Here is a 21684-nt window from a genome sequence, read left to right as displayed (position 1 = left end):
CCCCGCTTCTTCCCTACGACCGCACCGGAGGAGTATTCGCCATGTCCCGCATCCTGACCAACCTGAAGTTCTGGGGCCTCACCGCGGCACTCACCTGGATCGTGCTGGTGATCGCGGTGATCGCGGAGAACCCGGAGTTCGCCTACGGGCCACGCTGAGCCTCCGGCCGTAGGCTGGGGCCATGCCAACGGCACTGGTGGTTGCCGACGAGGTGGACGAGCGGCTGTGCAGCGGCGCCGTCCGGTCCCTCGACGTCGACCTGGTGCTCGGTGCGGGCGATCTCCCCTTCGACTACCTGGAGTTCCTCGCCTGCGCCGTGGACCGGCCGCTGGGTTTCGTGCCCGGTAACCACGATCCGGACCTGAGCGGGTTCACCCGGTACGGCGGACTCTCCATGCGGGACGGTTTCCCCGCGTCGTGGCCGGGTCCCGCGGGCGGGATCAACGCCGACGGCCGGGTGGTGGACGTGGCAGGGCTGCGGATCGCGGGGCTCGGCGGCTGCGTCCGCTACAACGAGGGTCCGAACCAGTGGACCCAGGCACAGCAGGCCCGCAGGGCACGCAGGCTGGAACGCGCGGCACGCAGGCTGGAGCGCAAGGACGGCGGCGCGGTGGACGTACTGCTCACCCATGCGCCGCCGCGGCATGTCGGCGACCGCGAGGATCCACCGCACCACGGCTTCGACTGTCTGCACCGGACGGTCCAGCGGCTGCGCCCGCGGTTGTTGCTGCACGGCCACATCCATCCGCACGGCGAACGGTTGCCCATGCACCGGCTCGGCGGGACCGAGGTGCGCAACGTCGTCGGCTACCACCTGCTGGAACTGGGGGCGGAGCAGAGCGGAGGCATGACATGAAGGACACCGGTTTCCCCCGCGCCGACGCCGAGCACGACTTCCTGCGCGCCCGCCGCCGCCAGGTGCTGTCCCGGCTGGCCGCCTGGCTGCGCAGGGAGCCCGACGACGTGAACATCATGCTGCCCTACCACGAGGTGGTGGACGCGCTCGGTTTCCTCAGCGAGCGGCAGATCGGGCCGCAGGTGATCAGGCTCGACTCGATCGTGGGCAGCGTGGACCGGGCCAGGGACTTCGACCGCCGGTTCCGCCCCACCAGCGGCCGGGTGCGCGAGCGCTGGGAACGCCTGGCCTTGGCCACCCGGCGCGGGGAGAACATTCCGCCGATCGAGGTGTACCGGGTCGGCGAGCTGCATTTCATCTCCGACGGGCACCACCGGGTCTCGGTCGCACACGCCATCGGACTGTCCACAATAGAGGCATACGTCACCGAGGTACGTACCAAACTGGACCCTGGCGGGATCCGCTACCGCGGGGACCTGATCGTCAAGGACTACCGCAGGCTGTTCCTGGAACGCGTGCCGCTGACCGGGCAGGCGCGGGCCGCGATCCTGGTCACCGACCCATGGGACTACGCCGAACTCGGCGAGCACGTCGAGGCATGGGGGTTCCGGCTGATGCAGGACGAGGGCGCCTTCGCCGATCGCGCCACCGTGGCCGCGCGCTGGTACCAGGAGGAGTACCTGCCGGTGGTGGGCATGCTGCGGGAGGCCGACATGATCGGTGAGCGCACCGAGACCGAGGCGTACATGTGGGTGGCCGCCGAGCGCTACCGGCTGATCCGCACGCACCGCTGGGACGACGAGGTGCTCCAGGCGGTGCGTGCGGGCAGGAGATAGTCACCACCCGCCTGGCGGGCGGTTCGGACTCCCGGAGGGCGAGGCGTTCCCGTAGGGTGTCGGGTCCTCCGTTGGATCCTCGCCCGCAATGATGTGGCCTATATTGTCCAGGGAGACACTTCCGTCCTCCCAGTACGCCGGGCTGTGACCGTATTTTATGTCTCCGCTGCCGCCACCATCACCGGTCTCGAACACCGTGTCGGCCCCGTAGCCCGGGCTGTTCGGGTCATCGCCATGGAGATTCTCGAAACCGAGTCCACCGATGAAGTCCCGGTCGGTCCGGCCGGAGTACACCTCGCCGTGGCCGTCGGTAGCGTTCACGTTGAGCTGGTCGGCGGTCTCCGCGCCGCCACCGGTGGCGCCGACGAAGGCGATCGAGTCGGCGTCGATGCCTTTCTCGTGTGCCGCGGTGATGCCGAGGACGGATCCGCCGTAGCTGTGCCCGATCACCGTGTTGTGCGAGGCGGGCCCCTCGTGGGTGGCCCGGAGCCCGCTCTGGAAGTCCTGCAGGTCGCCCACCGCAGACTGGGCGCTCTCGTCCGAGATGACCTCCGACTTGCCGGGTGCGTCGTAACCGAACCACACGATGGAGGCCGTGTTGCCGCCTGCCGCGCCCTGCAACCGCTCGCCACGCTCCAGCCAGGCGTCCTCCTTACCACCGATGTCACCGTTCATCGCCGAGTCCATCCCCGGGATGGCCGTGGACACGTTGTCCGCGGTGTCCGGGTTGCCGTAGGACAGCGCGAAGCGCCCCAGGTTCTCGCCGTCCCGGACGTCCTGCGCGTCGAAGGCCAGCAGGTACACCTCCTGGTCGGCCGCATGCGGGTCACCCAGCTTGGACTCGAGGTCCTTGATCGCATCCAGCCGGTCCTGCGACCGCTGCCAGACGTCACTGTCCTCCGGGTACTGCTCCTGGCGCTGCTCGAGGATGGCGCGGTGCTCGTCCAGCACGAACCGGTTGGCCCGGTCCCGCACCTCGGCCGGGATCCCGTCCAGGTTGCCGAGGGTGGCGCTGTCGGTGAACAGCAGGGTCTCCTTCTCCAACGGAGAAAGGCCGTTCCACCACTCGTTGACCTTCGCGGGATCCGCGCCGGTGGGGATCGACGGGATGCCCTCGCCGACCTCCGACATATCGACACCGATCTGCGCGGGCAGGTGCTTGCGCACGGCGGAGGCGCCGTCCTCGTCGGCCTCGGTGGCCTTGCGCACCGCGTCGTCGATCTTGCCCTGCAGGGTGTCCCGCGCGTTCTCCTGGCTATCCGTACTCATCCCGGTGGAGGAAGGGCCGCCGCTCACGGTGTTGATCCGCACCACCCCGTCCGCGCCGACCTCGAGTTCCTTGTCCGCGCCGTCCACCGCGCTAGCCGCTTCCCGCTTCGCCTCGTCGATGGTGTCCGCCGCGTCGGTGATCTTGGGTGGCAGCTTGTCGATCTCGTCGGCGGCGTCGTTCAGCAGGTTCCGCAGCTTCTCCAGCCCGGAGCGGGCCGCCTCGCCCGCCTCGCCTTCCCAGCCGGAAAGGGCGCTGATCTGCTCGCCGACCGCGTCCGCCCGGTCCCGCAGGTTGCTCGCCTGGTCGGTCCAGGCGTCCGCGATGGCGTCGAGCTCACCGCGGTCGAACTGCTTCAGCTGCGCGTAGTCGACCATGTGTCAGCCCTCCAGGAACCGGAACGGTTCGGTGTTGTCCGCCTCGATCTCGTCGTAGCTGTCCGCGGCCAGCACGAGCTTGTCGCCGGTCAGCGAGATCTTCGCGAGCATCGAGTCGGTCGCGTCCTCCCACTGCGTCTCGCAGGTGTTCAGCGCGCCGCGGATGGCGAATCCGTCCAGGGACCCACCGGTGGACACCGCCGAGTTCGTCCCGCTCAGGTCCGAGCTTCCGCCGGTGTCTCCCGATCCGGTCTTGCCGCCGTCCGCGGCGTCCATCAGCGCGTTGCCTGCCTTGCGCAGCTCGCCCTGGGTCACCCCGATATCAGCCACTCTTGCTCCCGTGCCTTCGGTTCGTCATCCACCCTGGGACCACCCCGGTGGCAACAGCGTTCCGATTTCGGACATTGACCGCGTAGCGCGGCGGTAGCGGCTTGATAGCGTCGCCGGTGTGGACTTCCGGATCATGGGGCCGGTCGAGGTGTGGCGGGACGGCGAGGCCGTACCCGTGTCCGCGCCGCGGCAGCGTGCGGTGCTGGCCGGGCTGCTGGTCCGCCCCGGTGCGGTCGTCACAACCGGCACCCTGGTGCAGGACCTCTGGGGAGCTACGCCGCCGCGCAGCGCCGCGGTCACCGTGCGCAACTACGTCCAGCGACTGCGCCGCGGGCTCCCGGAGCCGGTGCTGGAGAGCGCGCCTTCCGGCTACCGGCTGCGGATCCGGCCGGAGCAACTGGACGTGCACCGCTTCGGCACCCTGGTGAGCACGGCCCGCGCGGAGCCGGACCCCGGCCGCGCGGCGGAACTCTTCGAGCAGGCGCTCGGGTTGTGGCGGGGCGCACCGATGCAGGACCTCGGGGACGTCCCGTTGCGCGCGCTACAGGCCCCCAAGCTGGAGGAGCAGTACCTCGCCGCCCTGGAGGACAGCATCGAGGTGGGGCTGCGCCTTGGCAGGCACGGCGAGCTGGTGCCGAGGCTGACCGAGCTGACCGCGGAACACCCGTTGCGGGAACGGCTGTGCCGCCAGCTGATGCTGGCGTTGTACCGCACCGGCAGGGCCGCCGAGGCGCTCGGTGCGTACCGGCGCATCCGCGCCACCCTGGTCAGCGAGCTCGGCATGGAACCGGGCAGCGAGCTACGCAGGCTGGAACAGGCCATCCTGCGCGAGGATCCCGAGCTGGACGCCGAGGGCGGGATCGACCAGCCGGGCCGTGCCCCGGTGCCGGACACCCTGCCCGCGGGCGCGGCCACCTTCGTCGGCCGGGCGAGCGAGCTCGCCGACCTGCGCGCCAGGTTCGCGCGGCCGGGGGCTGGCCAGCCGGTCTGTTTCGTGCACGGCCAGGGTGGTTCGGGCAAGTCCACGCTGGCCATCCACGCCGCCCGCGAGCTCGCGGACAGCTTCCCGGACGGCGTGCTGTACGTGGACCTGCACGGCGCGACCCCAGGGGCGCGACCGCTTTCGGCTACCGGGGTGTTGCAGGAGCTGCTGCGCGCGCTCGGTGGCGCGGACGTCGACCCGCGGCAGGACCTCGCCACCGTCGTGCGCACCTACCGGACCCGGCTGCGTGGCAGGCGAGTGCTGGTGGTGCTGGACAACGCGGCAAGCGAGGCGCATGCCCTGCCCGCGATCCCGGACGAGCCCGGCTGTGGGGTCATCGTGACCAGCCGGGCGCTGATCACCGGCCCGGAGGGCGCGACCAGGGTGCATCTGGACGCCTTCGGCGCCGAGGAGGCCGCCCAGCTGCTTCGCCGCCTGGTCGGTTCGTCCGTAGTGGACAATGAGCCGGAGGCCGCGGCGCGGCTTGCCGAGTTGTGCGGCCGTCTCCCGCTGGCGCTGCGGCTGATCGCGAGCCGGGCCGCCCTGCGTCCACATTGGCCACTGAGCTCATGGGTGGCGCTGCTCGCCGATGAGCGCAGGCGACTGGACCAGTTGCGGCATCAGGACACCGACATCAGGGCGAGCTTCGCGGTCAGCATCGAGCAGCTGGAAGCCGACGGCAGCGAGCGCGGCCGGGACGCGCGGCGGTTGTTCGACGCCTTCGGGCTGATCGACGGTTGCGCGGGAACGCTCGGGCTGGCCTGCGCGCTCACCGGCTGGCGGCCGGAACGGGCCGAACCCGCGCTCGACCACCTGGTGGACATCGGGTTGCTGGCCAGTCCGGAGCCGGGCCGGTACGAGATGTACGACCTGATCACGCTGCTGGCAAGGGAGCGGGCCGAGTCCGCCCCGGAGGCCGAGCGGGCCGAACGGCTCGGCGAGGCCATGCACTGGTACCTCGCGGCCGCCCGGCACTGCTGCCTGCTGGCCACCGGCGCGCGGGAGCTGCCGGGGATGCCGGAGCGGGAACCGGTGGACGACCGGGACACCGTGCGGTTCGTCAGCTGCGAGCAGGCGCGCCGCTGGCTGGACCGGGAGATCGGCACCCTGGTGGCGCTGCTGACGCAGGCGGCGCGGGAGTGGCTACCCGGTTGCGTGCCCGCACTCATCACGTTCGCGCGCGCCCTGACCTGGTACTTCAACTCCTCGATGCGCTGGCGGGAACGCAGCCAGCTCGGCGAGGCGATGCTGACCCTGGCACACACCACCGGGGACACCCGGCTGGAGGCGGGTGGGCTGGCGCAGCTGTGTGTCACCGAGGCCCAGCGCGGCAACCTGGACGAGGCCGACCGGCTCGGCAAGCGGGCGGCGGACCTGCTGGTCGATGCGGGGGACGCCGATCAGGACCGGCTGATGCTGATCAGCAACCGCAGCGGGGTGGCGATGCTGCGCGGCGAGCCCGAGTGGGCGGTCGCGCTGAGCCAGGACGCGTTGGAGCACGCGACCGCGTCCGGGCAGGAGCATCTGATCGCCTCCTCGCAGTGCAACCTGGCGATGATCGCCATGCGGGAGGGAAGGCGGGCCGAGGCCGCCGAGCGGTTACGTGAGGCCGTGCGGATCAACCGGCGGATCGGTCATGTCACGAACCTTGCGGTGACGCTGAACTCGCTGATGAGCGTGTACGCGGCAAGCGGCGCGCATCACGAGGTGCTGGCCTGCTCCGCCGAGGCGGTGGAACTGCACGACAAGCTCGGCGGCGGTTATCTCGCGGCGGAGGGGCTGCTCCAGCTGGCCCGTTCGCTGCACGAGCTCGGGCGCACCGGCGAGGCCCGCGAGCGGCACCGCGAGGCGCGGGAACACCTCGCGAGTATCAGCAGCCGGGAACGAATCCGCCTGGCCGACCTGCTGGAGTCCCTCGACTCCACCTGACCCCCACCCCGTTGCCAAGTGGTGGGTAGGTCAGCTGGCGGGGTTCAGCAGGTCGGGGCGGGCGGAGTCCAGGTGATGCCGGGCCAGCAGTACCACCCCGGCCACGGCGGCAGCCCCGCAGGCACCGAGCACGGCCAGGGTGACGCCCCCTACCCCGCTGGCCTCGCCGAGCAGGGTCAGCCCGATGGCGGTCGCGGTCAGCGGATTGACCACGGTGTGCGCGCCAACCACCACATCCGCGGGGCCGCTGGCGTAGCCGAGCTGGACCAGCCAGGAGCCGATCAGGAAGGCCACCACGATGCCGACCAGTGAGGCCACCGGCAGCGCGCCGAGGCCCTCGGTGCGTGCGGTGAACGTGACATCGCGGATCAGCACGACCACCAGCCCGTAGGCCGCCCCGGCCGCCGTGGCCACCGCGAGACAGCGCAAGATGCCGTGACCGAGGAGCGCGACCAGGGCCAGCGCCGCGACCACCGCCGCGACCAGCCGCCCTGCCTCGACGACCACCGAGGGCGGCAGGCTGGTTTCGGCGACAGTGGCACCGGAAACCGAGACGAGCACCGCCACCGCTGCCCCGGTCAGCAAGACCGACATCCAGCCGACCGGGTCCAGGCCGGCCCGGCCGCTGCGGGCGTTCAGCACCGCGATGATCGGCAGGGCGAGCACCACGATCGGCGCCACCACCGACACCGGGGCGAAGGTGAGCGCAAGGATCTGCAACACCGCCCCGGCCGCGAGCACCAGCACCCCCCGCAGCCAGGAGTGGTTGCGGGCCAGCGTGCCCAGCGCCCGCAACCGCAGGGTGCCGCCGCCGGTCGTGGTCCGTACCCCGCTGTGTTGCAGATGTGCCCCGACGGCGTTGCATCCGGCGCCGAGCACCGCGAGCACGATCGCCAGCGGGGTCATCGGGTCGTCACCAGTTCCGCTCGGGGCGCTTTTCCGCGTGGCGCCGGCGACACCCGGAGCAGCCGCGCGATCGGATGGGCCAGCGCCCGCGTGGCACGCCCATCGCTCGTCAATCGCTGCTCGCCCATCGTGGCCGCGATCCTGCCAAGCGCCCGCTGAGAGCGCGCTCAGCGCCACTCACCCGAAGCGGTGATGCGGGTGGAATCCCGGGGCCACGCTCCCAGGTGGACTGTGCTGGATACCCGAGGATGGCTGTCGAAACAGGGAGGACGGCATTGGCACCGCGAAGCATTCCGGCGATCCGGCGGCTCCAGCTGGGCCGCGCGCTACGGGAATGGCGTAACACCGCCGGTCTCACCATCGACCAGTGCGCTGGCGACTTCGACATGTCCCGCAGCACGCTCGCCCGGATCGAGAAGGGGCAGAACACGGTGCATCCGATGGTGGTGCGCGGGATGCTGGAGCTGTACGGGGTGCCCGAGGAGGAAAGCGCGACCCTGGTGGAGGTGGCCAGGGAGGCGGTGCGGCGCAACCGGAACCTGATCGAGGGCATCTCGGCGGACAGCTACCCCGCGCTGGAGTCCGAAGCGGTGGCGGTGCGTAACTTCGAACTCGCTACCGTGCCCGGGCTGCTGCAGACCGAGGACTACGCCAGGGCCCTGTTCGTGGTTGGCGACACCAGGGAACGCAACCGCAACCTGCGTATCCGGATGAGCCGCGGGCAACGGCTGTTCGAGGAGGAACCACTGCGGCTGCACACCATCGCCGACGAACTGGCGCTCACCCGGCCGGTTGCCGAGCCCGCAGTGCTGGCCGCCCAGCTCCGCCGCCTCGGCGAGCTGTCCGAGCTGCCGCATGTCACCGTCCAGGTCGTTCCCACGAGCGCGGGTACTCACCCGGGTCTGACCGGTGCGTTCAACATCCTGACCTTCCCCAAGGACACCGTCGGCGACCTCGGCTACGTGGACCACGCGGGCGGGCACCTGCAACTGGTCAAGAAGGCGCAGGTGGAAGAACTCACCGTCAAGTTCAACCAGCTTGCTAAGATCGCCCTGGGTGAGCGTGAGTCACGAGACCTGACCGCCCGGCTCGCGCGGGAGTTGAGCAGCTGAGGTGGAGCCGTGAACCTGGACAGGGCGACCTGGCGCAAGAGCAGCCACAGTCAAGGTGAGAACACCGCCTGTGTGGAGGTCGCGTTCGGCGCCGCAGCCGTGGCGATCCGCGACTCCAAGGACCCCACCACCGGCGCGCTGGTACTTCCGGCCCCTGCCTGGACCTGCTTCCGCCGATCCGTGCGCCGTTGACGTTTCAGGCCACGACGAAGAAGCCCTCACCGGCGGCCGCGTCCTGTAGCGCCTTGTCGAACACCGCGAACTGGCGGCATTCCGGGGCGGCCGAGGCGACCAGCTGCGCGGTCGCCAGCTGGACGGCATCGTAGGCACGCAGCCCATGGATACCGGCGAGCCGGGCCGCCGTTTCCAGCACCAGCGGTGAGGCCTCCACGGCAGGGAACCGCGGCGGCTCGTCCCGGGTGCCGTAGTAGTCGGCCTCGAAGGCCGCGATGAGCAGGTTCGCGTCGGGCGCGCTCAGCAGACCCGCCCGGCGCTTGCGCCAGATCGCCGAGGGCACCTCGACCCGCGCCAGGGTCGAGACGACCAGGGCGGGCAGGGCCCGGACGCGCTCGTGCCCATCCTCCGGAACGTAGAGCTTCACCAGCGCCGAGGAGTCAGCGAACGCGCTCAATACTCTCCGCGCCCCTCACTGACCAGGTCCGACAGCGGAGTGCCCGAGGCCGCGGCCCGACCTGCTCTGGCCACCGCCTCCGGGTCCGGCCGCTCTCGCGGCGTTCCCGGTGACGCCAGCAGACCCGCCCTGGCCAGCCGCTCACGCAGCCGCTGGCGCTCGTCCCCCGCGGTCTCCGGGTTGGTGGCCGCGTCCAGCACGAACGTGAGGTACTCGTTCATGCTTCTCCCCTCCTGCTCGGCCACCTGCCGCACTCGTTCCACCAGTTCGTCGGGCGCGCGCCAAGTAACCTGCATGCATGCATGCTAGCACGGCGCCAGCATGCATGCATGCACGAATCGCGTGGTTACGTCTCCTGAGTGAGGTTCCGCCCGGAGGACGGGTCGAACAGCTGCACCTTGTCGGCGTCGAACCAGACGTCCAGGTTCGCGCCCTCCCTGGCCGCCGAGGCCGCGGACAGCCGGGTGACGATCTGCGAACCGCTGGCGGGAACGTCGGCGGCACCGGCGTCGGCGGCAAGCTCGGCCAGCTCCGCACTCGAGGCCAGCTTGCCCTCGAGGGTGAAGTGCGCGTACTTCTCCGAGCCCATCGACTCCAGCACGTCCACCGGCGCGGTCAGCACGGTCCCGCCGCGCTTGACCTCGTCATCCAGCAGGGCGGCGTCCTCGAAATGCTCCGGACGCACGCCGAGGATGACCTCCCTCGGGGCGTTCGTGCCCTCCAGCAACCGCCGGATGCGGTCGGTGAGGTCAACCGCGCCGAGCGGGCTCTGTAGCCGGCCGTCCGCCAGGGTCGCCGGCACGAAGTTCATCGAGGGCGAGCCGATGAACCCGGCCACGAACAGGTTCGCCGGGTGGTCGTAGAGGAACTGCGGCGAACCGATCTGCTGCACATAGCCCGCCCGCAGCACCACCACCCGGTCGCCGAGGGTCATCGCCTCGGTCTGGTCGTGCGTGACGTACAGCGTGGTGGTGCCGAGCTGTTTTTGCAGCTTGGACACCGAAGTACGCATCTGCCCGCGTAGCTTGGCGTCCAGGTTGGACAGTGGCTCGTCCATCAGGAAGGCCTTGGGGCTGCGTACGATCGCCCTGCCCATCGCCACCCGCTGCCGCTGACCACCGGAGAGGTTGGCCGGTTTGCGGTCGAGATGCTGGGTGAGGTCGAGGATACGCGCGGCCTCGTCCACCTTCTGCCGCACGGTCGCGTCGTCCACCTTGGCCAGCCGGAGCGGGAAGGCCATGTTCTCCCGCACGTTCATATGCGGGTAGAGCGCGTAGGACTGGAAAACCATCGCGATGTCCCTGTCCTTGGGTGCCTTCTCGTTCATCCGCTTACCGTCGATGCGCAGCTCGCCGCCGGAGATGTCCTCCAGTCCTGCCACCATGTTCAACGTGGTCGACTTCCCGCAACCGGAAGGACCGACCAGGATGATGAACTCACCGTCCGCGATATTGATGTCTACTTCGGACACGGCAAGCGCACCGTCGGGGTAGCGCTTGGTCACTTTTTCGAGAACGATCTCGGACATTGTCAACTACCCCTTAACCGCACCGGAGGTCAGCCCCGCGACGATCCGGCGCTGGAAGAACAATACGAACACGATGATCGGAATGGTGATCACCACGGCCGCCGCGGCGATCGAGCCGGTCGGGTCCTCGAACTGCGAGTCCCCGGTGAAGAACGCCAGTGCCGCTGGCACCGTACGGGACGCCTCGGTGGACGTCAGCGAGATGGCGAACAGGAAGTCGTTCCAGCAGAGGATGAACACCAGGATCGCGCTGGTGAACACGCCCGGCGCGGCCAGCGGGGCGATCACCCGCCGGAACGCCTGACCCGGGGTCGCCCCGTCCATCTTCGCCGCCTTCTCCAGCTCCCAGGGAATCTCCCGGAAGAAGGCGGAGAGGGTGTAGATCGCCAGCGGCAACGCGAAGGTGATGTACGGCAGGATCAGGCCCGGCCAGGTGTCGAATAGGCCGAGCGCCTGCTCGATGTTGAACAGCGGCGTCACCAGCGAGATCTGCGGGAACATCGCGACCAGCAGGGACACCCCGATGAGCAGCCGCTTGCCGGGGAAATCCAGCCTGGCAACCGCGTAGGCGGCCATCGCACCGAGGGTCACCGCGATCGCCGTGGCGATCAGTGCGATCCCGATCGAGTTGATCAGCGCCCGGATGAACTGGTCGGTGACGAAGATGTTCGCGTAGTTCTCCAGCGTCCATTCCGCGGGGATGAAGTTGCCGTCGTCCAGGGTGTCCTTGGTCTTGAACGACAGCGAGGCGATCCACAGCACCGGGACGAGGGCGTAGGCAATCACCAGGATGTCGACGAAAGCCCACCGGGCCTTGCGGCCGGTGGTGATCGAGGTTCCCATGACCATCAGCGCTTACCTCCCTGGTCACTGCCCGGTGCGGCGGTGCCGAACACCTTGATGAAGATGAGCGCGATGAGCGCGACCGCGATGAAGATCAGCACGGACATCGTCGACCCGATGCCAAGGTTCAACCCCTGGATCAGGTTGTTGTAGGTGATCATCGAGACCGACGAGGTGTCGTTCTGCCCGCCGGTGAGCACGAAGATGTTGTCGAAGATGCGGAACGCGTCCAACGTTCGGAACAGCAGGGCGACCAGGATCGCCGGCTTCATCACCGGCACCATCACCTTGACGAACCGCTGCCAGGCGTTCGCCCCGTCCATCGCGGCGGCCTTGAGCAGATCGTCCGGCACCAGCGCCAGGCCCGCCATCAGCAGCAGCGCCATGAACGGCGTGGTCTTCCACACCTCGGCCAGGATGATGATGAACAGCGAGGGCCATTGTTCGGTAAGTGGTGCGCCCTCGGCGAGCAGGTTCGCCAGGTACCCGACGTCCGGTGTCCAGGCGTAGTACCAGGAGAACGCCGCCGCCACCGTGACGATCCCGTACGGGATCAGGGAAACGGTGCGGATCGTGCCGCGGGCGAGCAGGGTGCGGTGCATGATCAGCGCCAGCGCCATGCCGAGCACCAGCTCGATCAGCACCGAGACGACGGTGAGGAACATGGTCGTGCCGAACGCGGTCCACCAGTAGGAGTTGGACAGCACGGCGACGTAGTTGTCGAAGCCGATGAACTGGCGCTCCTCAGGGAAGCGCATGTCATACCGTTGCAGGGAAAGCCAGATCGAGTAGATGATCGGCCAGGCCGCCACCGCGAGGATCACCAGCACGGCGGGTGCGCACAGCAGCAGCGCCAGCCTGCGCTCGGCCTTCTTTCCTTCACTGAGTGCCGGCTTGCCGTTGGTTTTCGCGGGCTTGGCCGGAGCCTCGGTAACCGTCTCACTCACGGGATGATCCCCTTCGACTCGAGCGCGGCGCCGAGCTTGTCGCGCAGTTCCTCAGCGGTGGCCTGCGGATCGATCTCCGATGGCGGGGAGAGCACCTTGGCGAGCACGATGGAGAGGTTCTGGTACACCGGGGTCAACGGGCGGACCGCGGCGTCCTTGAGTGCCTCCAGGATCGTGTCCTTCATCGGGTACTTGGTCGCCATGCTCGGGTTGTCCTCGGCGTCCGCGGGCCGGCTCGGGTCCAGCGGAACCGGGTCGGAGTAAAGCGCCTCGATGGTGGGCGGCACGCCGTCCTTCAGCGCCGAGAACTTCTGGTTCTCCGCGCTGCGCAGGCACAGCGCCGCCTCGAAGGCCTCCGGCTTGTGCTGCGAGTGGGAGCTGACCGCGAGGTTGTATCCACCGATGGTGGTCTTGCTCGGGATGGACGGGTCCACGGCGGGGTAGCGGGTCCATTTGAAGTGCTCGAGGTCCTCGGGCTTCTCCGAGGCGTAGGAGGCGTAGACGAACGGCCAGTTGAGCTCGAAGGCGCCGTCGCCACGCTGGAAGGCCTGGCGTACCTCGTCCTCTTTCATGTTGGTGAGCGAGGGGTCGGTGATCCCGGCGGAGGTGACCTCCTTGAGCAGTTCGAGCGCGCGCACCGCGCCCTCGTCCATCACCACCGACTTGCCGTCCTCGGAGAGGATCCGCCCGCCCGCGGACTCGACCAGGGTGTTGTAGACGACCACCAGGCCCTCGTACTGGGCACCGGTGAACAGGATCTGGTGCGGCTTGCCCTGCGCCTTGAGCCGTTTCGCCTCGGCGATCATCTCGTCCCAGGTCTCCGGCGGCTGCGGGGTGATCCGGTCGTCGTACCAGAGCAGCTGGACGTTGGTGTTCTTCGGCGCGGCGTAGAGCTTGTTCTCCCAGGTGGCGGTCTCCAGCGGGCCGGGAAGGACGCCGCTTTCCACCTGGGCCTTGTCCTGGCCCTGCCATTCCTCGATCCAGCCCGCCTCGGCGAACTCCGGCACCCAGGTGACGTCCAGGCCGAGGATGTCCAGTGCCTCGTCGCCTGCGGCGAGTCTGCGCACCATCTGTTCCCGCTGGCCGTCGGCACCGCGGGGCAGCTTGTGGTAGACGACCTCGTACCGGCCGTTCGCCTGCTCGGTGCAGTTGTCGACGACGGCCTGGAAGTTGTCCTCGGGTGCGTAGTACACGTTGATCTTCAGGCCGCCATCCGAGCCGCAGCCGGTGAGCAGGCTCGCCGTGAGCGTGGCGGCGCCCAGCAGGGCGGCCGGGCGCCTGCCGCGCCCTGGCTGGGTCCCTGCGCTGACCTTCCCCATCGAGTCTCCTTCCCAGTGCGCACGCGGCGGTGCGGGTGCCCTGGGCCGGACACCCCGGCGCAGCGGGAAGGACCGCGCCAGCACCCCGTCGTGCGGTACGAGCCGGGCTGTGCGGAGGACCACACCACCCAACTGGTGCGCAGCAACCTATTCCCGCCGGTCACTGGAAGCAAGCAACAACGGTAACGATTCAGCGGGTGTCCTGGTGATCCCTCCAGGCGGGTGATACCCGGGGAAGGTTCCGGTTAGAAGATTCCTATGCGGTTCCGGGTCGCCCCATGGCCAGCTTGGCGAGCAGATCGCGGCCCTGCTCGGCGTTGCGCGGCTGGCACAGTACGTCGTAGCGTCCGGCGACCAGCTGGCTCGCGGAGGAGAAGTCGCGCCGCCCCTTGGTCGAGGCGTAGCTGATCGCCGCGAACACCAGGCCGAACAGCACACCGGAAAGCAGGCCGACCAGAATGGGCGCGAAACTGCTGCCCGCCGAGGTGCCGAACATGCCGAGCAGCAGGCCGACGAAGAGGCCGAACCAGGCACCGGAGACGGCCCCGGTGCCGAGCACCTTGCCCCAGGACAACCTGCCGATCACCCGTTCCACCAGCATCAGGTCGACACCCACAATGGTGACGTCCTGCACGGCGAAGTCGGAGTCGGCGAGGTAGTCGACGGCCCGTTGGGCCTCCTCGTAGGTCTCGTATGAGCCGATCGGCCAGCCGGTCGGCGGCGTCGGGAGGCGCGGCTGGCCTCCCGCGGGACGACGTCCTGCGGACGAGAACGGACCGGTCACGATCAATCACCCATGCCTTGCTCGAACGGATGTTTCCATCCTGCCAAGGTCGATGTAACCATGCGAACCCGGCACCGGCAGCCGCCAACAGCCAGGTACCCGGCCCCAGCACCGCCTCAGACTAGCCCGTTCGAGTGAAACTCCGTGCCGGATCTGGCAACGGAAATAGACTCGGCCATCACATGGAACGCTCACCCGTTCACGTAACCTGCAACACGGTCGGCGTGCCCGGCACAAAATCCAAAATAAACGCAGGCCAGGACACAACAACGAAAGATATCGAAATCGGGTCAGCATGCCGTGCACCAACCCGTCCCAGGGTCCAGTGCCGTCGGCCAGGTCGGCGATCAACCGGACACAGCACCGCACCGGAACGTGCTGATAGATGAGCAGATACACCGCCAGCGACTTCAGATTCGGCCCGCATGAGATAATGATCTATTGTCGGTAAATATTATCCGAGCGATCGGGATTGTTTATTACGTTTTTGACAAATAGTCCAAAGTCGAAATCCTCCTCTTCGGAAAACGGAGTCATGTCCACGACATCAATAGAGTCCGCCAATTTTCCTGAATACTCTAGTTTTACATTACTTCCGTCTTTAGTAGTTAGACCAAACTCCCGGTTTTCACCCTTTTTTAAGTGCCATATAGACTCTATTTTCGAAACCTCAAAGTCGCGCTCACCTAGTCTAATAAATAGTTCACCCTTAAAGCGATAAAGCACCGTCAAGATGCCGCCGATGTAATCGTAGTGGCCAGATACTGGCTCAGACCAACCTTCCGTTCTTTCGAAAAGTTGAAGTGCAGGAACACTCCCTGGACGAAAGTATGCCAACTGGTTGTAGTGCGTGTTGGATTGAATAACTATCATTTTTTGCCCAGCCCTAGGTCTCCGCCGCCGGTACGTGATGCACTGGCGATTATCTCATCCCAGGATTTCCCCCTGGATCGCAAGTACTCGACCGTTGGCCCAAGTTCGTCGCCATACTTTTCCAAGTTTCGTGCGTATATCTGACTACGAAGAGGTTCAGGCGTTAGATCTTTATACTTTATACCTATTTCCCGTCGAGCAGCATGCAAAGTTCTAGCAATGGATTCTGAATCCAACCCTTGGCTCCGCATTTGCTCAGCCCGGCTTGCCAACTCCTCTACTTCACCAATATAAGACTGACGTAACGGGGGAAGATCATTCCCGTCGGGACAGTTGTGAACAACGACGTCTTTCTCTTGGTTGTTCCCGTAATCACTACGGGGTCGCACGTGGTATGTGTGGATACCGTCGATGGTAAGGTTGTGGACCGTCCTTGTCGCGGCGTGATGACGGACGGCCAGGACTCGGACCTGCTTGCTGTCGCGGGTCAGGAGTTCGTCGCCAGGGCCGAGCTCACCCGCTGTAACCCAGTCCTTGCTATTGTCCGACGCGATGGCAACGGTATCCGCGACCGTGATGACTCCGCCACGCTCGTCGACCCAGAAGGGATGGTCCTCGGTAGCGACCACGGTCCCGGTCTTGTCCCCACGATCACCGTCGACATCGACCGTGATCTCGACCAGTTCCTTACTTCCGTGACTGACATGGGTGGCGACGATCCGACGCGGCCCGGACTCGCCCGTTTCAGGATCTGATGCCCAGACTACGTCACCGAGTTCTAGATCTTCGATCGGTTTCCGCGTGCCATCAGCCAGTAAGACCATCGTGCCCGGCACGAAGCTGTTTCCTGGACATCCTGCGCGACGCCCACCGCGCCCGGCGTCAATACTTTTGCCGATTATCTTTCCACTGGTAGCTGCTGCACCAGCAAAAGGAACCATCGCGGCACACGAGAGGCCCGAATTCCAAGAGTCGCCCTTGGCCCCGTACCAGATGCAGTTGACACCATCCGCAGCTTCGCCCAGGACAGGGATGAGACCGGCGAGATCAAGTATCGCATGCGCAACCTCAGACGGTGTCATGCTGGCGGTTGGCACACTCGGCCTGCCACCACAGTATTTGACCGATGTACACGACGATTTCCTGGAGGGCCTGCTCACAGCGGCCGGACGAGAATTTCTGCGTGGCCTGCTCTCGCCGCCGATCCGAGGTTTGATGTCCGGCCGCTCGTTACGACCGTTCGCCTCGGGATAAGGATCCCGGTGACCGGTGCAGCTGTGCCAGTCGCACCGCGGAGCCAACCCCGTCGGGTCGGAGAAGGTGATCGGGTTGTTGTTGGAATAGGTATAGCCGTTCATCTGCTGCGGGTCGCTCGGGTCCATCAGCGGGTCTACCGACAGGAACCGGCCCAGCGCCGCGTCGTACTGCCTGGCACCCAGCGTCACGAACCCAGCCGACTCGTCGATCGTGCCACCGACGAAACCCTTCTCTCCCGGGAAGTCCACCTCTGCACCACGAGGCCCGCCGAACGGCAACTGCCGACGCTGTGTCACCTGCATCGCCTGCGCATCCACCGCGAACCGAGCCGTTCCCTGATGGTCGCTCAGCAGCCAGGTAACCCCCGAACCGTCCGTGCGCATCGCGACGGTCGAAGACCCATGCTGGTAGTACCTCGTGGTCGTGGTCTCGCCGCTCGCGGAGTCCCAGCTCAGCTCCTGCCCAGGCAGATACAGAGTCGAACCGTCAGGGGTCCGCCGCAGGAGCCGCTCACCGTCCGCGCCGTAGACGAACTCGGTGACCTTCCCACCTTCGGTGGTCTTGACCAGGTTCCCCTCGGCATCCCACTCGAGGTCCTGCTCGTTACCCGCAACCTGGCGACGAACGGTGTTCCCGGTTTCGTCGTAGCCGAACTCCTGCAGGCTTGTCCCGCCCGGGCCTTCGGTGGTGACCGAGTTCAGCTCGTGCCCACCATCGGGGTAGGTGTAGTTCTGGACGGTGTCGCCGTCCGCGGAGTGGTCGGTGGCGGATACCCGGTTCCCGACCTTGTCGTAGCTGAACGACTTCCAGTACGGAGCCGGTCCGCCCAGCGAGTCAGTCGATGGATCCGCCGTGCAGTCACCATTCGGGGTCCAGGCCTCGGTCATCCGCCGCAGGTAGTCGTACTGGAAGCACTGGACGTCGGCCTGCTGCTCGCGCGGGGTGTCCGCGATCGAGGTGATGTTGCCAGCCGGATCGTAGGTGTAGTTCACGTCCGACTGCATCGGCTGGGGCAGCTCGGCATCCACGATCGTCCGAGCCAGCCGCCGGGTGTGTTCCTCGTAATAACGCGACAGCCAAGTACGTTTACTACCAGCACCGAGCTGCATCCGCTGCATTTCGCCATACTTGGTGTACTCGGTGTTGCTGACATAGCTGGTAGTACCTGACTGGTCTCGGAAACCACCACGAGTACTTACCGGGTTGCCGAGATCGTCGTAGACGGTGCTGTATACCTCGGTGGCCATGTCGCCTGCCGCCGCGTACCCCACGCCCCGGGGGCTGCCATCGTATTTGTACGAGTAGGTGGTCCTGTATGTCCCGGCCAAACCCTGCTCAGCGCCCGGAATCACCACCTCGGTTTCCAGCGGCTTATACAAACCGTCATAAGTCGTGACCCGGTTGGTGTATGGTTCGCCGCCGATCCAGCGGGTCGATTCGGCCAACTTCCCCTTGCCCCAACTGGCGGTGTCGTACACCCACTCGGCACGTTTGGGGCCGTCCAGCGAGCCCTCGTGCAAGGCAGTCTTACGGCCCAGCACGTCGTAGGCGTAGGCCAACGTGGTGCCGCGTGCGTCGGTGCTGGTAGTCACCTGACCGGCAACGTCGTAGGTCTTGGTCGTGACCCCCTTGTCCGGATCGTCGGTCTTGGTCTTGCGTCCACGCAGGTCGTACTCGTACCGCCACACGTTCCCGCCGGGATCGGTGATACTGGCCAGTTCGCCAGCCGAGGTATGCGTGTACTTCGTGCTGTCGTAGTCGCCCTCCGGTTTTCCGGACTGATACTGCCGCAACTCGACGGTGCGATCGCGCGCGTCGTTGACAATCGTCTTCGCGGTGCCCCCGCGTGGCGGGTCGATGTGCACCCGGTCCCCGCCGTAACCGACTTCGGTACGCCATTTCTCGACGCCGCCGCCCTTGAACACCTCGGCGACCACACGCCCGGCACCGTCGAACTCCCGCACAGTCAGGCCAGGAATCTCTGCATCAGTAGCGGACCACAGCTTGTTGTCCACCGGGGCGTCGTTGAAATATGGCCTGGTGCTGTAGTAGGCACGTCCTGCCGAGTCGTACCGGGTGTCGGTAAGCAACCGACCGCCGCCTGGTGCCGGTGTCTGCGTCTGCCGGGGCCGCAGCAAGCCGTCGTAGAGTTGCTTACTCGTGGTGTAGAGCCCGTCGGGGCCTACCCTCGTGGTAGTCACCACAGACGGTTCGTCCCGCGATATCCGGTAGGAATACTCGTAGCTACCGCGGTGGTGTTTAGATCTGAGCCGTATCGGTAGCCACACATCGGTCTTGCGTCCCAATGCGTCGTAGGTGATCTCGGTGGGGTTGCCGTTGGCGTCCACAACCTTCACTGGCTTTCCCCAGGCGGGAGCAAGCGTGGTTGTCGTCGCGTGTCCCTTTGCGTTGGTCACCACGGTCTTGGTCAGCGGACCACCGGCCGCCGGGGTGTAGTCCGTCGTCGTGCTCCGGTTCAAGGCGTCCTTGACCTCGGTCGGCCGGCCGTGGCCGTCGTAACTGACGGTCTCGGCGGTGACGTAGGTGGCATCCTGCGCGGAGCGCTCGCTCAGTTCCTCTGTGCGGGTAACGTTTCCCTTGGTCGGCGTGGCACCGAATGCCTGGCCGTCATAGGAGTTGCGGGTGCCCGACACCGCGTCGTCCGGATAGCTGGGGGTTGCCCCGCAGTGCACCGACACGGTCACGGTCTGCTTCGGGAAGGACAACAGCCAGCGGTCGTTATTGCGTGCGTAGCTGGTCCGGGTGCAGAGGTCGTCCTCGGCGTTTCCGACCTCGCCCAGGTCGTTGACCTCGGTCGGCAGACCCTTGTCGTCATACTCCGTCTCGATGCGAGTAACCCGGTTACCACCGGCCTCCAACGGGGTGATGGTCCGCTCAACCCCGGTGTTGACCAGGTAAGCGCTCAGATCGCCACGAGTAGCTGTCGGGCCCTGCCAGCTGGGTTCGGTGATGGTCTTCCCCACCACCGGTCCGCCTTCCCCGTTGTAGGTAATGGTCTCCAGCTGGAAACCGGACAACCAGTCGTGGTCCGGGTACGTGCCGCCCTCGGAGTCGGTGACGGAGACCGATCTCGTGCCGTCCGGCAGCTTGTCGCCGTTCATCCCGCGGAAGTACCGGTTCTCGGTGAGCGTGACCGGCCCATCGTGACCATTGCCCTTCCGGATCCGGACCCGACCAAACCCGTGGAACTCGTCCCAGGTCTTGTCCTCGTCCTTGGTCAGCTCGGAACGGCTATAGTGCCACGCGGCACCATCCAGGTACTCGTAAGTGGTCACATCGCCGACCGAGCTACCGAGCCGGTCAAGCCGGGTCACCGACTCCACCACGTACTTGTGGAAGTAGTCGGTACGTTCGGCGGAGTACGGCGCAGACCAGGTGACCGGGAAGCAACGCTTGGTGTTCGTCTCCGGCTTGTCCGGCAGCGAATCAGCCGAACAGTCCGGATCGGCGTACTTGATCGAAGTGACGCCGCCGGACTCGGAGACGATCGCGTTCATCCGGTAACGGATCAACGCCGCGTGTCCATCGATCGTCTTCACCCGGTTCGGCTTCTTGACACCTTCGAAGGTGACCTCCGGCAGCTCCGTCGTACCTCCGACGTGCCCGGTGTGCTGCACCCCCGCCAACCACATCGCAGGCTTTTCCCCGTCGCCCGGATCCGGATACTCGTGCCGCAAGGTCCACGAGTCCACGTCCTGGTAGCCGCTGCCTTGCCGCACCTGGGTTGTGACCTTGCTCAGGCGCTTGGTGGACCAGAAGGTCGGGGATTGCTGGTAATCCTCGCAGGTGTCGCCGTCGCACTTCAGCCGCCACGGGACGTCCGGCCAGTTCTCGTCCTTGTCCGGAGTGCATGTTGAGCCTGGCACGCAACGATCGGCCGTGTCGAACAACACCCGGCCGGACGCCGGAGTGGATTCGCCCTCACGGAGCCCGTACTCGATCCGTTCCAACCAGCCGTCACGTACGTACGAGGTGGCGGTCTCGTTCTTGTTCCGCCCGTACTTGTTGGTCGCCGCCTGATAGGAGTAGGTGATCATGTTGCCGTTGGGGTCGACCACCTTGTCCAGGTTCCACCGGTAGGCCTGGGTGCAGAACGACTCGTCGAAACCGCCGCCGTGGCAGGGCTCGCCCGCGTCGTCACCGTAGACGGGCACAGTCCATGCGGACTTGGCCGCCGGTTTCGATCCGTAGAAGTACTGGGTTCCCTCGGTGTCGGTGACCTTCCAGTACTCCCCGTTGTCATCCCCGTTACCGGCTCCGGTCAGTCGTTCGATCCGGGAGCCGTCATCCTGTTCCGGTCGCCATACTCCGGTGTCCTCGTCCCGGATCAACCTGGAGGCGGACCCGCCGAAGGACATCGTGGCGTTGTCACTGCGCCAGCACAGGTCGAACGGATTGTCCTTTGGTTCCCCCGGCAGGTCCTCGGCACAGCTTCCGTAGCTGCGCTCGATGAAGCCCGGCCAGAAGCTCCACCCATCACCGACCCAGGACGCCTGCGTGTTGCTGGCACTGGTGAGCCCGTCGACCTGAGCCGAGGAGTAGGACAGCGCCAGATCCGGGGCCAGTTCCCCCGGTGCCGGCGGCACTCGAAGGGGGTAAGACCAGGAAAAAGTGCCGGTTTGCGCCGACACGTCCCAGGTCGCGGACGGCGACAGCGAGGTCGCCGCATGGGTGCCGCTTCCCGCCTTACCGCCACCGGGATCGCCCGTAGGCTGGTCACCATGCAGCGCGTCGCGGCTCACCTCGTCCGGAAGTCGCGGCTCCATGGACTGCTCGTTCACCGGCACCGAATCGGTGCCCGGTAGCGGCACGGACGGGCCACCGGCCGCGGTAGCCACGGAGGGCAGGCTCACCGCAACGAGCAGGTCCGCAGCTATAACAGCGGC

17 protein-coding genes are annotated in these 21684 nt (G+C 66.8%); 5 read left to right on the top strand and 12 right to left on the bottom strand.

The features are described 5' to 3' along the window. The first annotated feature begins 181 nt into the window (after window positions 1-181). Together KOI47_RS04630 and KOI47_RS04625 are read left to right on the top strand one after the other, a co-directional pair. Window positions 182-856, top strand: coding sequence for a metallophosphoesterase family protein (locus KOI47_RS04630; protein ID WP_216214260.1), 675 nt, complete (start codon window positions 182-184; stop codon window positions 854-856). Further along, complete coding sequence (locus KOI47_RS04625) at window positions 853-1692, top strand: chromosome partitioning protein ParB (protein WP_216214258.1); 840 nt, start codon at window positions 853-855, stop codon at window positions 1690-1692. The genes KOI47_RS04630 and KOI47_RS04625 overlap by 4 nt, the downstream gene beginning before the upstream one ends. Here the strand turns inward: KOI47_RS04625 and KOI47_RS04620 are convergent, their stop codons facing one another. Together KOI47_RS04620 and KOI47_RS04615 are read right to left on the bottom strand one after the other, a co-directional pair. Further along, window positions 1693-3336 (bottom strand): alpha/beta hydrolase, encoded by a 1644-nt coding sequence (locus tag KOI47_RS04620; RefSeq protein WP_216214256.1) that lies wholly within the window; start codon window positions 3334-3336, stop codon window positions 1693-1695. A gap of 3 nt (window positions 3337-3339) precedes the next feature. After that, a complete protein-coding gene (locus KOI47_RS04615; RefSeq protein ID WP_216214255.1) occupies window positions 3340-3666 on the bottom strand; it encodes a hypothetical protein in 327 nt (108 codons plus the stop codon). A 118-nt stretch (window positions 3667-3784) separates the two neighbouring features. Here KOI47_RS04615 and KOI47_RS04610 point away from each other — a divergent pair, with 118 nt between their 5' ends. Continuing rightward, window positions 3785-6577, top strand: a complete 2793-nt coding sequence (locus KOI47_RS04610; protein WP_216214252.1) for an AfsR/SARP family transcriptional regulator — start codon at window positions 3785-3787, stop codon at window positions 6575-6577. Between the two features lie 30 nt (window positions 6578-6607). Here KOI47_RS04610 and KOI47_RS04605 read toward each other — a convergent pair whose 3' ends face one another. After that, window positions 6608-7483, bottom strand: a complete 876-nt coding sequence (locus KOI47_RS04605; RefSeq protein ID WP_216214250.1) for a DMT family protein — start codon at window positions 7481-7483, stop codon at window positions 6608-6610. 275 nt (window positions 7484-7758) lie between these two features. Here KOI47_RS04605 and KOI47_RS04600 point away from each other — a divergent pair, with 275 nt between their 5' ends. Together KOI47_RS04600 and KOI47_RS04595 are read left to right on the top strand one after the other, a co-directional pair. Next, window positions 7759-8595 carry a helix-turn-helix domain-containing protein gene (locus tag KOI47_RS04600; RefSeq protein WP_216214248.1) on the top strand — a complete coding sequence of 279 codons (837 nt, stop codon included), beginning with the start codon at window positions 7759-7761 and terminating at the stop codon, window positions 8593-8595. 9 nt (window positions 8596-8604) lie between these two features. Then, on the top strand, window positions 8605-8787 hold the full coding sequence (locus KOI47_RS04595; protein WP_216214246.1) for a DUF397 domain-containing protein: 183 nt from the start codon (window positions 8605-8607) through the stop codon (window positions 8785-8787). Window positions 8788-8791: 4 nt separating this feature from the next. On the opposite strand, the gene KOI47_RS04590 is transcribed toward KOI47_RS04595, so the two are convergent. From KOI47_RS04590 to KOI47_RS04550, 9 genes are all read right to left on the bottom strand, one after another. Continuing rightward, window positions 8792-9226 carry a type II toxin-antitoxin system VapC family toxin gene (locus KOI47_RS04590; protein WP_216214244.1) on the bottom strand — a complete coding sequence of 145 codons (435 nt, stop codon included), beginning with the start codon at window positions 9224-9226 and terminating at the stop codon, window positions 8792-8794. After that, window positions 9223-9522 (bottom strand): Arc family DNA-binding protein, encoded by a 300-nt coding sequence (locus KOI47_RS04585; protein ID WP_216214243.1) that lies wholly within the window; start codon window positions 9520-9522, stop codon window positions 9223-9225. The genes KOI47_RS04590 and KOI47_RS04585 overlap by 4 nt, the downstream gene beginning before the upstream one ends. 50 nt (window positions 9523-9572) lie before the next feature. Beyond that, window positions 9573-10754 carry an ABC transporter ATP-binding protein gene (locus tag KOI47_RS04580; protein WP_216214241.1) on the bottom strand — a complete coding sequence of 394 codons (1182 nt, stop codon included), beginning with the start codon at window positions 10752-10754 and terminating at the stop codon, window positions 9573-9575. Window positions 10755-10760: 6 nt separating this feature from the next. Continuing rightward, a complete protein-coding gene (locus KOI47_RS04575) occupies window positions 10761-11603 on the bottom strand; it encodes a carbohydrate ABC transporter permease (protein WP_216214239.1) in 843 nt (280 codons plus the stop codon). Next, a complete protein-coding gene (locus KOI47_RS04570) occupies window positions 11603-12544 on the bottom strand; it encodes a carbohydrate ABC transporter permease (protein WP_216214237.1) in 942 nt (313 codons plus the stop codon). The genes KOI47_RS04575 and KOI47_RS04570 overlap by 1 nt, the downstream gene beginning before the upstream one ends. After that, on the bottom strand, window positions 12541-13863 hold the full coding sequence (locus KOI47_RS04565; protein WP_216217089.1) for an ABC transporter substrate-binding protein: 1323 nt from the start codon (window positions 13861-13863) through the stop codon (window positions 12541-12543). The genes KOI47_RS04570 and KOI47_RS04565 overlap by 4 nt, the downstream gene beginning before the upstream one ends. Before the next feature lie 256 nt (window positions 13864-14119). Beyond that, window positions 14120-14653, bottom strand: coding sequence for a general stress protein (locus KOI47_RS04560; RefSeq protein WP_216214235.1), 534 nt, complete (start codon window positions 14651-14653; stop codon window positions 14120-14122). A 432-nt stretch (window positions 14654-15085) separates the two neighbouring features. Further along, complete coding sequence (locus tag KOI47_RS04555; protein ID WP_216214233.1) at window positions 15086-15484, bottom strand: hypothetical protein; 399 nt, start codon at window positions 15482-15484, stop codon at window positions 15086-15088. Between the two features lie 32 nt (window positions 15485-15516). Beyond that, window positions 15517-21636, bottom strand: a complete 6120-nt coding sequence (locus KOI47_RS04550) for an RHS repeat-associated core domain-containing protein (protein ID WP_232376540.1) — start codon at window positions 21634-21636, stop codon at window positions 15517-15519. Window positions 21637-21684 lie beyond the last annotated feature (48 nt).

This window comes from Amycolatopsis aidingensis, assembly GCF_018885265.1.
Taxonomy (GTDB): Bacteria; Actinomycetota; Actinomycetes; order Mycobacteriales; family Pseudonocardiaceae; genus Amycolatopsis; species Amycolatopsis aidingensis.
Note: the sequence above shows the minus strand (reverse complement) of the source record. Positions and strands in the feature narration are given on the sequence as shown.

Coding starts and splice junctions, on each gene's coding strand:
- KOI47_RS04575 (WP_216214239.1), bottom strand. CDS start 11,603: ATGGTCATGGGAACCTCGATCACCACCGGCCGCAAGGCCCGGTGGGCT.
- KOI47_RS04630 (WP_216214260.1), top strand. CDS start 182: ATGCCAACGGCACTGGTGGTTGCCGACGAGGTGGACGAGCGGCTGTGC.
- KOI47_RS04620 (WP_216214256.1), bottom strand. CDS start 3,336: ATGGTCGACTACGCGCAGCTGAAGCAGTTCGACCGCGGTGAGCTCGAC.
- KOI47_RS04585 (WP_216214243.1), bottom strand. CDS start 9,522: ATGCAGGTTACTTGGCGCGCGCCCGACGAACTGGTGGAACGAGTGCGG.
- KOI47_RS04625 (WP_216214258.1), top strand. CDS start 853: ATGAAGGACACCGGTTTCCCCCGCGCCGACGCCGAGCACGACTTCCTG.
- KOI47_RS04605 (WP_216214250.1), bottom strand. CDS start 7,483: ATGACCCCGCTGGCGATCGTGCTCGCGGTGCTCGGCGCCGGATGCAAC.
- KOI47_RS04580 (WP_216214241.1), bottom strand. CDS start 10,754: ATGTCCGAGATCGTTCTCGAAAAAGTGACCAAGCGCTACCCCGACGGT.
- KOI47_RS04565 (WP_216217089.1), bottom strand. CDS start 13,863: ATGGGGAAGGTCAGCGCAGGGACCCAGCCAGGGCGCGGCAGGCGCCCG.